General features: G+C 69.8%; 10 protein-coding genes. 5 read left to right on the top strand and 5 right to left on the bottom strand.

Annotated features, from left to right (window positions below; genetic code table 11):
* Nucleotides 1-15: 15 nt before the first annotated feature.
* From C5E06_RS06185 to ileS, 3 genes are read right to left on the bottom strand one after another with little or no spacing between them, the layout of a single operon-like run.
* Nucleotides 16-468, bottom strand: coding sequence for a DUF4233 domain-containing protein (locus C5E06_RS06185; protein WP_258067541.1), 453 nt, complete (start codon nucleotides 466-468; stop codon nucleotides 16-18).
* Nucleotides 465-2,027 carry a folylpolyglutamate synthase/dihydrofolate synthase family protein gene (locus C5E06_RS06180; protein ID WP_308471414.1) on the bottom strand — a complete coding sequence of 521 codons (1,563 nt, stop codon included), beginning with the start codon at nucleotides 2,025-2,027 and terminating at the stop codon, nucleotides 465-467. The genes C5E06_RS06185 and C5E06_RS06180 overlap by 4 nt, the downstream gene beginning before the upstream one ends.
* A complete protein-coding gene (gene ileS, locus C5E06_RS06175) occupies nucleotides 2,024-5,314 on the bottom strand; it encodes an isoleucine--tRNA ligase (protein ID WP_104306338.1) in 3,291 nt (1,096 codons plus the stop codon). The genes C5E06_RS06180 and ileS overlap by 4 nt, the downstream gene beginning before the upstream one ends.
* 361 nt (nucleotides 5,315-5,675) lie before the next feature.
* Here ileS and C5E06_RS06170 point away from each other — a divergent pair, with 361 nt between their 5' ends.
* Nucleotides 5,676-6,161 (top strand): hypothetical protein, encoded by a 486-nt coding sequence (locus C5E06_RS06170; protein WP_104240823.1) that lies wholly within the window; start codon nucleotides 5,676-5,678, stop codon nucleotides 6,159-6,161.
* Nucleotides 6,162-6,239: 78 nt separating this feature from the next.
* Here C5E06_RS06170 and C5E06_RS06165 read toward each other — a convergent pair whose 3' ends face one another.
* Entirely contained in the window at nucleotides 6,240-7,733 is a 1,494-nt protein-coding gene (locus tag C5E06_RS06165) for an HNH endonuclease signature motif containing protein (protein WP_104306337.1), read from the bottom strand.
* Between the two features lie 174 nt (nucleotides 7,734-7,907).
* Nucleotides 7,908-8,543, bottom strand: coding sequence for a TetR/AcrR family transcriptional regulator (locus C5E06_RS06160; protein WP_104240821.1), 636 nt, complete (start codon nucleotides 8,541-8,543; stop codon nucleotides 7,908-7,910).
* A 49-nt stretch (nucleotides 8,544-8,592) separates the two neighbouring features.
* Here C5E06_RS06160 and C5E06_RS06155 point away from each other — a divergent pair, with 49 nt between their 5' ends.
* The 4 genes from C5E06_RS06155 to nikE are packed head-to-tail and all read left to right on the top strand — an operon-like array spanning nucleotide 8,593 to nucleotide 13,769.
* Nucleotides 8,593-10,242: an ABC transporter substrate-binding protein gene (locus C5E06_RS06155; protein WP_181062901.1), complete on the top strand. Its 1,650-nt coding sequence runs from the start codon at nucleotides 8,593-8,595 to the stop codon at nucleotides 10,240-10,242.
* Nucleotides 10,243-10,282: 40 nt separating this feature from the next.
* The gene (locus tag C5E06_RS06150; protein ID WP_104306336.1) at nucleotides 10,283-11,266 is read left to right on the top strand and encodes an ABC transporter permease; all 984 of its coding nucleotides are present in this window, start codon (nucleotides 10,283-10,285) and stop codon (nucleotides 11,264-11,266) included.
* Entirely contained in the window at nucleotides 11,263-12,153 is an 891-nt protein-coding gene (locus tag C5E06_RS06145; protein ID WP_104306335.1) for an ABC transporter permease, read from the top strand. Before C5E06_RS06150 ends, C5E06_RS06145 begins: the two co-directional genes overlap by 4 nt.
* Nucleotides 12,150-13,769 carry an ABC transporter ATP-binding protein gene (nikE, locus tag C5E06_RS06140; RefSeq protein ID WP_104306334.1) on the top strand — a complete coding sequence of 540 codons (1,620 nt, stop codon included), beginning with the start codon at nucleotides 12,150-12,152 and terminating at the stop codon, nucleotides 13,767-13,769. Before C5E06_RS06145 ends, nikE begins: the two co-directional genes overlap by 4 nt.
* The last annotated feature ends 27 nt before the right edge of the window (nucleotides 13,770-13,796 follow it).

The raw sequence follows: 13,796 nt of genomic DNA, 5'->3' as shown, positions 1-13,796 counted from the left end.
GTGCAGGTCAGCTGGTCAGCTGCTCGGTGGGTTGTTCTGCTCCGTGATGGGCATCCCGTCGACGCCGATCTCACCCGCCGCGAGGCGACGGTTGTACTCGGCGATGATCGGAGCGCGCTGCCGGTCGATCTGGCCGCCCTTCCACATGAAGTACGTCCAGGATGCGAGGAACAGCGCCCCGACCACGAACATACCGGGGTGGAGGAAACCGGCGGCGACGAGCAGGATCTGCACGGCCCACCCGAGCCAGATCCCCCACTCGTACCTGAGCAGCCCGATCGTCACGACGATGAGCACGGCGAAGGTGAGGCCGAGCGCAAACGCCGGAACGGGCTCGAGCACGCGCATCCCGAACACGAGCAGCGTGCCGAGGAAGACGACGAAGAGCTCGAAGCCAAGGAAGATGGAGCCGATGACCTCGCGGATGCTGCGCTGACGGGGCAGCCGGCCGCTGTTGCGCCGACTCACGACTCTTGCGCCCAGCCTTCGTCGCGCGAGAGGGTGAGCGCGGTGCCGATGAGCGTCACGGAACCCGTGATGAGCACGGCGGCGTTCCTGCCATCATCTGCGCCATCGGCCAGGAGATCGAGGGCGATCTCGCGGGCGCGCTCGATGGCATCCTCCGCTCGCTCGAGCACCTCGGGCTCGCCGCCGGTGACCTCGCGCACGATGTCGCCGAGCTCCTCGGCGTCGATGGCGCGCACCGAGTCGGACTGGGTGACGACGAAGCGCTCCGCGATGGGCTGCAGGGCGCGGACGATGCCGGCCGCGTCCTTGTCCGCCAGGACTCCGAGCACCACGACGACGCGCGAGAAGTCGAACGACTCGGTCACGGCCCTCGCGAGCGCCTCGGCGCCGTGCGGGTTGTGGGCGGCGTCGATGAGCATGGGCGGGGTGATGCCGATGCGCTCGAGGCGACCCGGCGACTTCACCTCGCCGAACGCCGCCTCGACGAGCTCATCGCGCAGGCTCCGGTTCGCGCCGAAGAACGCCTCGACGGCAGCGAGCGCGACGGCGGCGTTGTGCGCCTGGTACTCGCCGTCCAGCGGCAGGAGGAGGTCCTCGTACGTGCCAGCGACGCCGCGAACCGTCACGAGGCGTCCGCCGACGGCCAGCTGGTTGCTGACGACGGAGAAGTCCCTCGGCTCGGCGTACATGTGCGCCTCGGACATCTCTGCGGCACGTGTGATCTCCGCGAGGACCTCGGGCTGCTGCTCTGCGGTGACGACGCGCGCGGCGGGCTTGATGATGCCGGCCTTGGTGCGCGCGATCTCCGAGAGCGTCCTGCCGAGTCGCTGCGTGTGGTCGAGCGCGATGGGCGTGAAGACGGCGACCTCGCCATCGGCGACGTTCGTGGAGTCCCACTCGCCTCCCATGCCCACCTCGACCACAGCGACATCCACGGGAGCGTCGGCGAAGCACGCGTAGGCGAGCACCGTGAGGGCCTCGAAGAACGTGAGGCGCGGCTCTCCCGCCGCCTCGAGCTCCGCATCGACGATCGAGAGGAAGGGCGTGATGTCCTCCCAGTTCGCGACGAGTCGCTCGTCGCTGATGGGACTCCCGTCGACGGCGATGCGCTCGTTGATGCGCTCGAGGTGCGGACTCGTGAGGAGGCCCGTGCGCAGGCCGTGGGCGCGCAGCACGGTCTCGATGATGCGCGCGGTCGAGCTCTTGCCGTTGGTGCCCGTGATGTGGATGACCGGGTACGCCGTGTGCACGTCTCCGAGGAGCTCGACGGCGCGCCTCGTCGCGTGGAGTCGCGGCTCGGGGGCCGCCTCCCCCACCCGCTCCATGAGCTCGTCGAAGACACGCTCGCCTTCGCTGACCCAGTCGGTGCCCTCGAGGAGCGTTCGCTCGTCTTCCTCGCGCTCCGTCAGGACCTCGTCCTCGTCGTCGGAGAGCGCCGGCGTGAACGTCTCGGCGATGTCCCTCGGCTCGAGCTCGAAGTCGCCGGATGCGTCCGAGGCCTCCGATTCGCCGGACTGCTCTTCCCAGTCGCCGGAATCCTGCTGGTCGCGTTCGCTCACGCCACTACCTCCACGTCGATCTCAAGGGCACCATACGTGTCCGCGCTCACCTCGTCGTCAGCCGGCGACGCGAGTCCGCCGGTGACCTGGAACTCCACCGCGAGGGTCTCCCCCGAGATGAGCTCCCGATGCGCCTCGATGGCGGCGACCGACGCGTCGTCGGCGCGCAGGGCGAGGCGGATGCGGTCGGAGACCTCGAGTCCTGCCTCCTTGCGCGCGTCCTGGACCGCACGCACGACATCGCGAGCGAGGCCCTCTGCGGCGAGCTCCGGACTCACGTTCGTGTCGAGCACGAGGATGCCGCCGCTCGGCAGCAGCGTGATGGCTCGGTCGTCGCTCTCGCCTGCGGTGACGAGCTTGACCTCGTATTCACCCGCCTCGAGCTGCAGTCCGCCAGCCGTGACGACGCCGTCGACCTCGCTCCAGTCTCCGGACTTCGAGGCCTTGATCGCCAGCTGCACCTGCTTGCCGAGGCGCGGGCCGGCGGCGCGCGCGTTGACCTGCAGGACGCGGTCGATGCCGTACTTGGCCTCGGACTCGGCGACGAAGCGCTCGAACTCCACGGACTTCACGTTGAGCTCGTCACGCAGGATGCTCGCGAAGGGCTCGAGCGCGTCCGTGTTCGGCGCGACGACGGTGAGGCTCGCGAGCGGGAGGCGCACGCGGCGCCCGGCCTGCTTGCGCAGGGACAGCGCCGAGCTCGTGACGCGGCGGACCGCATCCATCGAGTCGACGAGCGCCTGATCGCTGGGGAACGCCGACGCGTCCGGCCAGTCGGTGAGGTGCACGCTGCGGCCGCCCGTGAGCCCGCGCCACACCGTCTCGGAGATGAGCGGCGTGAGTGGCGCGGCGACGCGCGTGAGCGTCTCGAGCACGGTGTAGAGCGTGTCGAACGCCTCGGTGCTCGTGGCGTCGTCGGTCACTCCTCGCCAGAAGCGGTCGCGCGAGCGACGCACGTACCAGTTGGTGAGCACGTCGCCGAAGTCGCGCAGGCGCGATGCGGCGGTCGTCGAGTCGAGTGCCTCGAGGTCTGCCTGCACCTCGGAGACGAGCACGCCCAGCTTGGCGAGGATGTACTGATCGAGCACGTCGCTCGAGTCGGTGCGGAACGTCGCCTCGTACGCCTGGGTCGAGCCGACCGCGGTGTTCGCGTAGGTCGTGAAGAAGTAGTACGTCGACCACAGCGGCAGGAGGAACTGGCGGACGCCCTCGCGGATCGTCTCCTCGGTCACGATGAGGTTCCCGCCGCGCAGCACGGGGCTCGCCATGAGGAACCAGCGCATGGCATCCGACCCGTCTCGGTCGAACACCTCCTGCACGTCCGGGTAGTTGCGGAGGCTCTTCGACATCTTGCGACCGTCGTTGCCGAGCACGATGCCGTGGCTCACGACCCGCTTGAACGCGGGGCGGTGGAAGAGCGCCGTCGAGAGCACGTGCATGACATAGAACCAGCCGCGCGTCTGCCCGATGTACTCGACGATGAAGTCGGCGGGCGAGTGCGAGTCGAACCACTCGCGGTTCTCGAACGGGTAGTGCACCTGCGCGTACGGCATGGAGCCGGAATCGAACCACACGTCGAGGACATCGGGGATGCGCCGCATCGTGGATGCACCGCTCGGGTCGTCCGGGTTCGGGCGCGTGAGCTCGTCGATGAACGGGCGGTGAAGGTCGGTCGGGCGCACCCCGAAGTCGCGCTCGATGTCGTCGAGCGAGCCGTATACGTCGATGCGCGGATAGTCGGGGTTGTCGCTCTTCCACACGGGGATGGGGCTGCCCCAGTACCGGTTGCGGCTGATCGACCAGTCGCGGGCCCCTTCGAGCCACTTGCCGAACTGGCCGTCCTTGACGTTGTCCGGCACCCAGTCGATCTGCTGGTTGAGTTCGACGAGCTCGTCGCGGAACTGCGTGACGCGCACGAACCAGCTCGAGACGGCCTTGTAGATGAGGGGCTTGCGGCAGCGCCAGCAGTGCGGGTAGGAGTGCTCGTAGCTGGCCTGCTTGAACAGCCGGCCGTCGGCCCGCAGGAGCTGGGTGAGCGGCTTGTTGGCGTCGAAGACCTGCAGGCCGGCGACGGGCTCGACGGCGGAGAGGAACTTGCCGCCCTCGTCGACGGAGAGGATCGTTGGGATGCCGGCGGCGTCGCTGAGCACCTTGTCGTCCTCACCGTAGGCGGGCGCCTGGTGCACGATGCCGGTGCCGTCGCTCGTGGTGACGTAGTCGCCGAGCAGGAACTGCCACGCGTTCTGCGTGCCGTAGGTCTCGGTGTCGGCGTAGAAGTCCCACAGCCGCTGGTAGCGGACGCCGGCCAGCTCGGCGCCCGTGAGGCTGCGGCTGGTCGCGTCGACCGCGTCCTCCGCGCTCTCGTAGCCGAGCTCCTTGGCATGGGCCGCGACGCGTGCGCTGGCGAGCAGGAAGGAGCCAGCGCCCGTCGCCGTGCCGTCTGCCGCGCCGAGCGGGCCAGCTGGCACGACGGCGTAGTCGATGTCCGGGCCGACCGCGAGGGCCAGGTTGGTCGGGAGCGTCCACGGGGTCGTCGTCCAGGCGAGCGCCTTCACGCCGGCGAGGCCGAGCGCATCCGCTCGCTCCCCCTCGAGCGGGAAGGTGACGGTGACGGTCTGGTCCTGACGCATCTGGTAGACGTCGTCGTCCATGCGCAGTTCGTGGTTGGAGAGGGGCGTCTCGTCGTTCCAGCAGTACGGGAGCACGCGGAAGCCCTCGTAGGCGAGCCCGTCGTCGTAGAGCTTCTTGAAGGCCCAGAGCACCGACTCCATGTACGAGATGTCGAGCGTCTTGTAGTCGTTCTCGAAGTCGACCCAGCGGGCCTGGCGGGTGACGTACTCCTGCCACTCGCGCGTGTACTTGAGCACCGACTCGCGGGCGGCGTCGTTGAACGTGTCGATGCCCATGGCCTCGATCTCGGCCTTCGACTGGATGCCGAGCTGGCGCATGGCCTCGAGCTCGGCGGGCAGGCCGTGCGTGTCCCAGCCGAAGCGGCGGTGCACCTGGCGGCCGCGCATCGTGAAGTAGCGGGGGAAGACGTCCTTCGCGTACCCGGTGAGGAGGTGCCCGTAGTGCGGGAGCCCGTTCGCGAAGGGAGGGCCGTCGTAGAAGACCCACTCCTCGGCGCCCTCGCGCTGGTCGATGGAGGCCTGGAAGGTGCCGTCTTCGCGCCAGAAGTCGAGCACGCGCTCTTCGAGGCGCGGGAACGACGGCGAGGCGGCGACGCTGTCTCTTGTCGAGCTGGCGGGATCGGCGGCTGGTCCGAACGAGGCCTTCGGGTAGCTCATGCGGTGGAACTCCTGGCAGTAAGTGGATGTGCTTGGTCTGCTTCAGGGACGCCTTCCGGCGCGGTACCACCCCGATTGCGCGCTCCCCCGGATCTGTCTTCCGTTGAAGGAAGGACGTCCGGCGGCGCTCGCCACTCGTTCCGGGCTGTGACGGGCCCTCCCGACCGGTTCTACTTGGCCTGCGTTCCTCGAGAGGCTCGCTCACCGTTCTTCCGGGGACTCCCCGCTGATGGGCGGATCACAGTCATGCTGCCAACATCGTACGCGCCCGGGCAAGCTGCGCGAAACGGACAGGCCAGGCTCAGGGGAAGGCTGTGTACGCTCGCTTCTTCTGGATTCATCGACGGACGGCACTCAGCGCATGCTCACCTCTCACCTCTCGAAGCTCGCAGCGACCGGCATCTTCGCGACCATCGCGCTCACCGGATGCTCAGCGCTCGGCGGAGGGGAGACTGCGGCTCCGTCTCCCTCGGCTGCGACGACGACCGAGGCCACGACGGCCGAGGGCGGCGGAACCTGCGCGGACGTCCAGGCCGAGATCGATTCGATCAACACGAGCGTCCAGGGCATCCCCGACCAGGTGCCCGGTGACATCCCCGGAGCTGTCGCGACGCTCGAGACCGTAGGCGCCAGCCTCACGACGCTGCAGCAGAGCGTCACGGACCCCGACCTCAAGACGCACGTCGACACGCTCGTCACCGAGGTGACGGAGCTGCAGACCACAGCTGGGGAGCTCACGAACGGCGAGGGTGGCTTCGCGGCCGCCGCGAGCATCCTGACGCAGCTCGGCGAGGTCGAGTCGGCCCTCTCGTCGCTGACGGCTTACTGCGAGCTGCAGACGAGCTAGAGGAACCGAAAGGCCCTCGAGCAGCGCTGTCCGGAACCTTGCGAGAACTGCGGTCCCGCGCGACGGTCTCGCCTGCAGTCAGCTTCCGTGAAGCGGCTCCTGCAGTGCTGAGCCGCGCAGAGTTCTGCGCCGGAAGAGTCGATACTCCCAGCCCGGTCGGAGGGCTCGCCACCTGCCCGTCCGGTCGCGCACGATTTCGAGCTGGTTCTTGTGGGCCAGGTGATGATGGAAGCTGCAGAGGAGCACTCCCTCGTCGACGTTCGTGACGCCGCCTTCAACCCACGGCGTGGTGTGGTGCGCTTCGCACATGCCAGGCGGCTTCCAGCAGCCCGGCGTGATGCAGCCCCCGTCGCGGGAGGCGAGCGCTCGGCGTTGCGCGCGACTGTACAACCGCTGACGGCGGCCGAGTCTCAACGGTTCTCCGTTGGAACCCAGGAGCGCCACCTGCACGAACCCGTCGCAGAGGGTCTTCGCGACCAGGCTCGGCGGCACTGGCGTTCCGGTGCGCTCGAGGTGCGGCACGTCGAGCGGGCGCTTGGCCTCTCCCTTCAGGCCAGCGTCCGTCGTGGTGATGACCACGGTGGGCGCCTCTCCGCCCGCGCGGGGAGCGTCCGGGGCTTCCGCGAATCGCGCGAAGACCGACTCCACGGCGTCCATGCGCTGCTGGGCTGGCGTGCGTCGGTCGGGGATTTGCTCATCCGGATGCGAGACGTCCACGTCCGCCGCGTCGATTCCCTCGGCACCGCGTCCGTCAGCGCCAGCGCTCCCGATGGGCGGGGCATCTTCGAAGGCAACCTTGCGGCGGGGCGAGGTGACCGTCTCGCACACCTTCCGGAGCAGCTCCCCCTGCTCCGGAGTCGCAACGAATCGCCCCGTGACCGTGCCATCCGAACGCTCCCGCATCCAGAATCCCCGCTTGCGCGCAACGCGCTCCGCGAGCGGTTCCGTGCCGTCGGGGTCGAGGAACGCCACCCACTGCGCGGCCTGGACCCGAAGCAGTTCCGGAGTTGCCGGGGCAAGATCTTCTGGGTTCACGCCCCGCGCCGAGTCGACAAGCTCTGCCTCAGCCGCGTCGAGATGCGCTCGCTCGGCACGGCCGTTCACGGGCTTCAATCCCTGCACGATCGCGGACGCCTGCGCGAGCGAGATCTGCGCGGCTGCAAGCGCCGTCGCAACGGCCGGATGTGCCGGCCCGAGATGCTCGCCCGTCAGACTCATCGGGGCACGGGTGGTCTCCGCAACGCGAACCAGCGACCCGGCCTCGGCGTAGGGAACCCCCAGAAGCTGCTGGAGCATCTCCGCGAGGTTGGCGAAGCCCATGCTCCGGACGAGCTCGTCGCGCGCCGAGCCCTCCTCGTCACGTCGAAGCACCTCCCCCGCAACCTCGACCAACGCCGCGTCCAGCGCGCGCCGACGGCTCGCGAGCTCCGCGATCACCACGGGAATCTCCATCGCCAGCAAAACCAGGGCGTTGCCGGGGGCCGCGATGAGCGCGTCGACCGTCGCGGTCTCGGGCGAGGACCGCCTGGAGGCCGCCTCGTTGCGCCCCGTGCCAGCCTGCCCAAGAACCATGATGACCTCCCCCCGGGATCACCTCGAGCCTAGCACTTAGAGCGTCACTTGGGACCTGTTGACCAGGAATTTATCGATGTTCTTCGAAGACAGAATCGAACCACCAAGCTCCAGATCAGAGGACACCAGGCTGGAGCGGGCGTCTCGAGGCCGAACGCCTTCAGCACCGCAGGCCTACGCGGCCGAGTACGCCAGGAAGATCGGGGCGCTCGCCTCGTCCACGACGCTCGAGAAGCTGCCTCGGGTCGGCCCCTCCTCGATCCAGAACACGGTCGCGGCGATGGTCGCCGAGATGATCGAGCCTGCGCAGACGGTTCGCTGCAACCGGCCCAGCCCAGGCTCTGCTCGGGCGAGGAAGTCCGTGAGCGCCGACTGCTGGGCGAGCGCGCGCTTCGTGCCCGTCGCGGCGAGGTCTGCACTCGTGCCTGCCACACTGCGCAGCGAGCCCGCCCAGCGGACGGTCTCGGGCTGCACCGTGTCGGCGATCTCGAGGAGCACCTTCCGGAGCGTCTCGAGACCGTCTCCCCTCTTCGGAACGCCGCGCGCGACGAGCTCGGTCGCCGCGGCCTCGAGCCGGAGAGGAACCTCGGCGAGGAGCGGGTCGAGACCGACCCACAGCACGTCGGCTTTGGCAGCGAAGTAGTTGAAGAACGAGCTTCTCGCGACGCCGGCACGGCGGGCGATGTCGCTCGCGCTCGTCTGCTCGTAGCCCTGCTCGAGGAACAGCTCGAGGGCGGCCTCTTCGAGCGTCTCGCGACTCGACGCGGAGGGTCGGCCTCGACGCGCGACCCGTTCCTCGTGCTCCGTCATCATCTTCTCATTTCTGCATGGTGTTCAAATAAGCAGTTACACTCTCCGAGTGCCAGCATCAGCCACCCGCCGCGCGGCGAAGCCCATCGCGCTCCTCGCCCTCGCCGCAGCCCTCATCGTGCCACTTGCCGCATGCTCCAGCGAGGCGACCTCGTCGGACCAGCCGAAAACCCTCAGGTACGCCTCAGGAGACGCTGAGCCCACGTGCCTCGACCCGCACGTCGGCGGCAACTGGCCCCAGGCGATCCTCGCGAACCAGTTCCTGGAGTCGCTCTTCTCGAAGAACGACGCAGGGGAGATCATCCCATGGCTGGCAACAGGAGCCGAAGCGTCTGACGACCAGCTGAGCTGGACGATCACCCTCAAAGAAGGCGTGAGCTTCACCGACGGCACCCCGTTCGACGCGGACGCCGTCGTGGCGAACGTCGAACACATCAAGAACCCCGAGACCGCCTCCTCGACGGCCATCCTCGCCCTCGGGAAGGTCTCCGAAGCGGTCGCAGTCGACGCGCGCACCGTGCGCTTCGACCTCAGCGAGCCGGACAGCGCGCTCCTGGAGTCGCTCGCACAGACCTGGCTGGCCATCGAGTCCCCAGCCGGGCTCGAGCGCGGGACCGAGGAGAACTGCCTCGCCCCGATCGGCACCGGCGCCTTCCAGGTCGCGTCGTGGGAGAAGCAGTCCCAGGTCGTGCTGACGCGCAACGAGAACCACACGTCAGCGCCGGAGGACGGCGTGACGAGCGAGGGCCAGCCCGGAGCGGCGGTCGGCACCATCGAGTGGAAGTTCATCCCAGACGCCGCCACCCGCCTCGCCGCGCTCCAGTCCGACCAGGTCGACATCATCGACTCCGTGCAACCGGATGCGCTCTCGCAGTTCCAGGCGAACGGCACGGAGGAGACGCTCATCGGCGCCCGCCCCGGTGTGACGGCCCGCATCGAGCTCAACACCACGCGTGCACCCTTCGACGACCCCAAGGTGCGCGAGGCGTTCGCTGCCTCCGCCGACATCGACGCTGCGGTCGAGTCGCTCTACTTCGGAACCCTCGACCGGTCGACCTCCGTGCTCTCGAGCGCAACACCCTTCGCGACCTCGCACCCCGACTCCTTCGGGTTCGACGCGGCACGCGCATCCACGCTGCTCGACGAGGCCGGCTGGACCGAGCGCGACGCCGACGGCGTCCGCACGAAGAACGGCGAGCGCCTCGAGGTCGCATTCCCGGTCTCCACGAACCAGTCGATCCCGGCCGAGATCTCAGTGCTCGAGCAGATCGGAGCGACGAGCTCCGAGGTGGGCTTCGATGTGCAGCTCGAGCTGCTCGACCTCTCGACCTGGTACGAGCGCAGCGGCACGTGGGAGTTCGATGCCATCGTCGCGCCGTACTCGAAGAACTCCGCCGACGTGCTCCGCATCGTCTACTCGACCGACAGCATCACCCCCGCCCCGAGCGGCTACCACGCCAACAACACCGGCCTCTCGCTGCCCGCTCTCGACGAGGCGCTCGACGCGGCCGTGAAGACCAGTGACGACGCCGAGCGCGAGCGGCTCTACGGCGAGGCCCAGCAGCTCATCATCGACAGCGGCACCGTCATCCCGCTCTACGACCAGACGGTGCAGTTCGCCTACGGAGACAACGTGCACGGCTTCCGCCTCCAGCCGAACGTCAACGTGCCCTCGCTCGTGAACGTCACCATCGAGTAGCTGGGCCACGACTGAGCACGGCACACGAGACAATCGAGCGATGACGAAGGATGCGCGACCACGCGCGGCACGCCTGCTGCCGCTGATTCCGCGCATCCTCCTGCGTCTCGGCGGCGCGCTGTTCGTACTGTGGGCCGTCGTGACCGTCACCTTCTTCGCGGTGCGCGCCGTGCCTGGCGACCCCGTGCTCGCGATCCTCGGCGGGCCGGGCTCCAACGCGAGCGCCGAGGCCGTCGCGCAGGCCCGCGCCGAGAACGGGCTCGACCAGCCGCTCTTCCTCCAGTACCTCGCGCAGCGGTGGCGCACGGCGACCGGAGACCTCGGCTTCAGCTACGCCCAGCGCGAGAGCGTCGCGTCGCTCATCGGCGAGCAGCTGCCCGGCACGCTCGCCCTCGCCGGCCTCTCCCTCCTCCTCGCCTGGGCGATCGCGCTCACCGTGGCCTGGTGGTCGACCGGGAGGAGCCGAATCGCGTGGGGCATCGCATCGACGCTCGAGGTCGTCGCGGCAGCGGTGCCGCACTTCTGGCTGGCCTCCGTGCTCGTGCTGATCTTCGCTGGAATGCTCGGGCTCCCCGTCGCCGTCTCGGGTCCGGGACTCTCCGGGCTCATGCTGCCGAGCGTCACCCTCGCGCTCCCCCTCGCCGGGTACCTGGGGCAGGTCATGCGCGAGCAGATGCTCGACGCCCTCGAGTCGCCGTTCGTGCTGGCCGCGCGAGCGCGCGGCGAAGGGCCGAGCGGCATCTTCTGGCGGCACGTGCTGCGCCACGCGGCGATCCCCGCAGTCGGCCTCAGCGGCTGGGCTCTCGGCTCCCTCGTCTCCGGCGCAGTGGTCGTCGAGACGATCTTCGCGAGGCCAGGACTCGGCCGCTCTCTGCTCGCCGCGGTCGGTGCGAGGGACGTGCCCTACGTGATCGGCGTCCTCGTCGTCGTCGCGGCCGCCTACATGCTCGTGACCGTCCTCACCGACCTGGTCGAGCCGGTCATCGATCCGCGCTCCCGCGACCGAGCGGGCGTGACCGCATGAGTCTCGACGCGGCCGCGGTTCGGGATGCTCGTGCGGGCACGACGGGACAGCGCGACGGCCGCACCCGCTCCCGCTCCCGCTCGCGGCGCGGGCTCTGGCTCGGCGTCTGGCTCGCCGTGGCGGCGATCTACCTGCTCGCCGCGGTCTTCCCGCAGCTCCTCGCCCCCGGCGACCCGCTCGCCGTGAACCCCGCCGATGCGTTCTCACCTCCCGTCCCCGCGCATCCGCTCGGCACGGACGAGTCCGGCAGGGGTGTCTACACCCGCATCGTGCACGGCGCCTCGTCGTCGCTCACGATCGGCGCCCTCGCAACCGTGATCGGCCTCCTCCTCGGGGCCGTGCTCGGCCTCGCCGCGGGCCTCGGACCCCGATGGCTCGACTTCGGGACGACGAGGATCGTCGAGGTCTTCTTCGCCTTCCCCGGCATCCTCCTCGCGCTCCTGCTCATCACGCTCGCGGGCCCTGGCGTCGTCACGACGACCATCGCGGTCGGACTCTCCACTGCCCCTGGCTACGCGCGCCTCATCCGCTCTCAGGTGCTGCGCGTGCGGGCGAGCGCCTACATGGAGGCGGACCTCGTGCTCGGCAGGTCGCGCTGGCACAGCTTCACGAGGACGCTGCTGCCGAACGTCGCCTGGCCCCTCTTCTCGCTCGCCACGCTCGGCCTCGGCCAGGCCATCGTGTGGGCGGCTGCGCTCAGCTACCTGGGTCTCGGCGAACCGCCACCCAGCCCGGAATGGGGATCGATGCTCTCCGCAGGCCGCCTCTACCTGCCGACCGGCAGCTGGTGGCTCACCATCTTCCCTGGCACCGCGATCGTGGGCGCGGCCGTCACGGCGACGATGCTCGGTCGCATCATGCAGCAGGGCACGAGGCAGGCAGGATGAGCGACGCGTCGCGCCCGGTACCCCAGCGGGAAGCGCTGACCGTGCGGGCAGAAGAGCTGCGTATCTCCTTCGGCGACTTCGAGGCGGTGCGCGGAGTCTCCTTCGACGTGCGGCGCGGCGAGTGCCTCGCGCTCGTCGGCGAGTCGGGCTCCGGCAAGTCGGTGACCGCCCGGGCGCTGCTCGGGCTGAGCGGCGACGGCGCCCGAGTGGACGCCAGCACGCTCACCCTCGGCAGCGTCGACCTGCCATTGGCGAGTGGCGACGGCGGCTGGAGGTCGATCCGCGGCGGTCGCATCGGGCTCGTGCACCAGGATGCGCTCGTCGCGCTCGACCCGCTCCGCCCCGTCTGGCGCGAGGTCGACGACGCGCTGCGGCTGCACACCGATCTCGGGCGCGAGGCTCGCCGCAGCCGCGTCCTCGAACTGCTCGGGCGGGCCGGACTCGAGGATCCCGAGTCGATCGCACGCCGCCGCAGCGGTCAGCTCTCCGGCGGCCAGCGACAGCGTGTGCTCATCGCCGCCGCCCTGGCGGGGGAACCCGAGCTGCTCATCGCCGACGAGCCGACGAGCTCCGTCGACCAGGCCGTGCAGGCGCAGCTGATCGAGCTGTTCGACGCGCTCAAGGCCGACGGCATGACGATGCTCTTCATCACCCACGACCTGGGCGTCGTCCAGCGCCTCGCCGACCGGGTCGCCGTCATGAGCGAAGGACTCATCGTCGAGACGGCGCCGACGGCGCGGCTCTTCACCGCTCCCGAGCACAGGGTCACTCGCCAGCTGCTCGCCGCGCAGCCGAAGGCGGCTCTCGACTCGCTCAGGGCCACGCCCGAGGTGGATGCGCCTGGACCGCTCCTGGAGGTGCGCGGCGTCTCGAAGACCTTCCGGGGAACGGGGAGCGCGCCCATCCAGGCCGTGCGGGAGGCGTCCTTCACACTCTCGCGCGGCGAGACGCTCGGGATCGTCGGCAGCTCGGGCTCCGGCAAGTCGACGCTGGCCCGCATCGCGCTCGGCTTGGAGCGGCCGGACGCGGGCACCGTGTCGTTCCTCGGCGTCGCCTGGAGCCCCGCCCCCGAGCGCCTGCGCCGCTCCCGCCGGGCCAAGCTCGGCTCCGTACCCCAGGATGCGCTCTCCAGCTTCGACCCTCGGCGCACGGTCGGCGAGATCCTCGCCGACGCGCTCACCGCTGGGCGCTCGACGTCCGTCCGGACGCGGCGAGACGCCATCGACGCGGCGCTCGAGCGAGTCGGGCTCGACGGCTCGATCGCCGGTCTCCGCCCGCTCCACCTGAGCGGTGGCCAGCGCCAGCGCCTCGCCATCGCCCGCGCGCTCGCCCCCGAACCCGAGGTGCTGATGTGCGACGAGCCCGTCTCATCCCTCGACGTGACCGTGCAGTCGCAGGTGCTCGCGCTCCTCGAACGACTCGTCGACGAGCTGGGCCTGGCCTGCGTGTTCATCTCGCACGACCTCGCCGTCGTCGCGCAGCTCGCCGACCGGGTCGCCGTCATGAGCGACGGCGAGATCGTCGAGACGGCATCCGTGTCCGAGCTGTTCTCCACGCCGAAGCACCCGGCCAGCCGCGCGCTCCTCGACGCCCACAAGAGCCTCGAGGTGCGCTGAGCCGACCGGGCGCATCGCCGCCGGTAC

The organism is Pseudoclavibacter sp. RFBI5 (genome assembly GCF_002931395.1).
In the GTDB taxonomy this organism is placed as follows: domain Bacteria; phylum Actinomycetota; class Actinomycetes; order Actinomycetales; family Microbacteriaceae; genus Pseudoclavibacter.
Note: the sequence above shows the minus strand (reverse complement) of the source record. Positions and strands in the feature narration are given on the sequence as shown.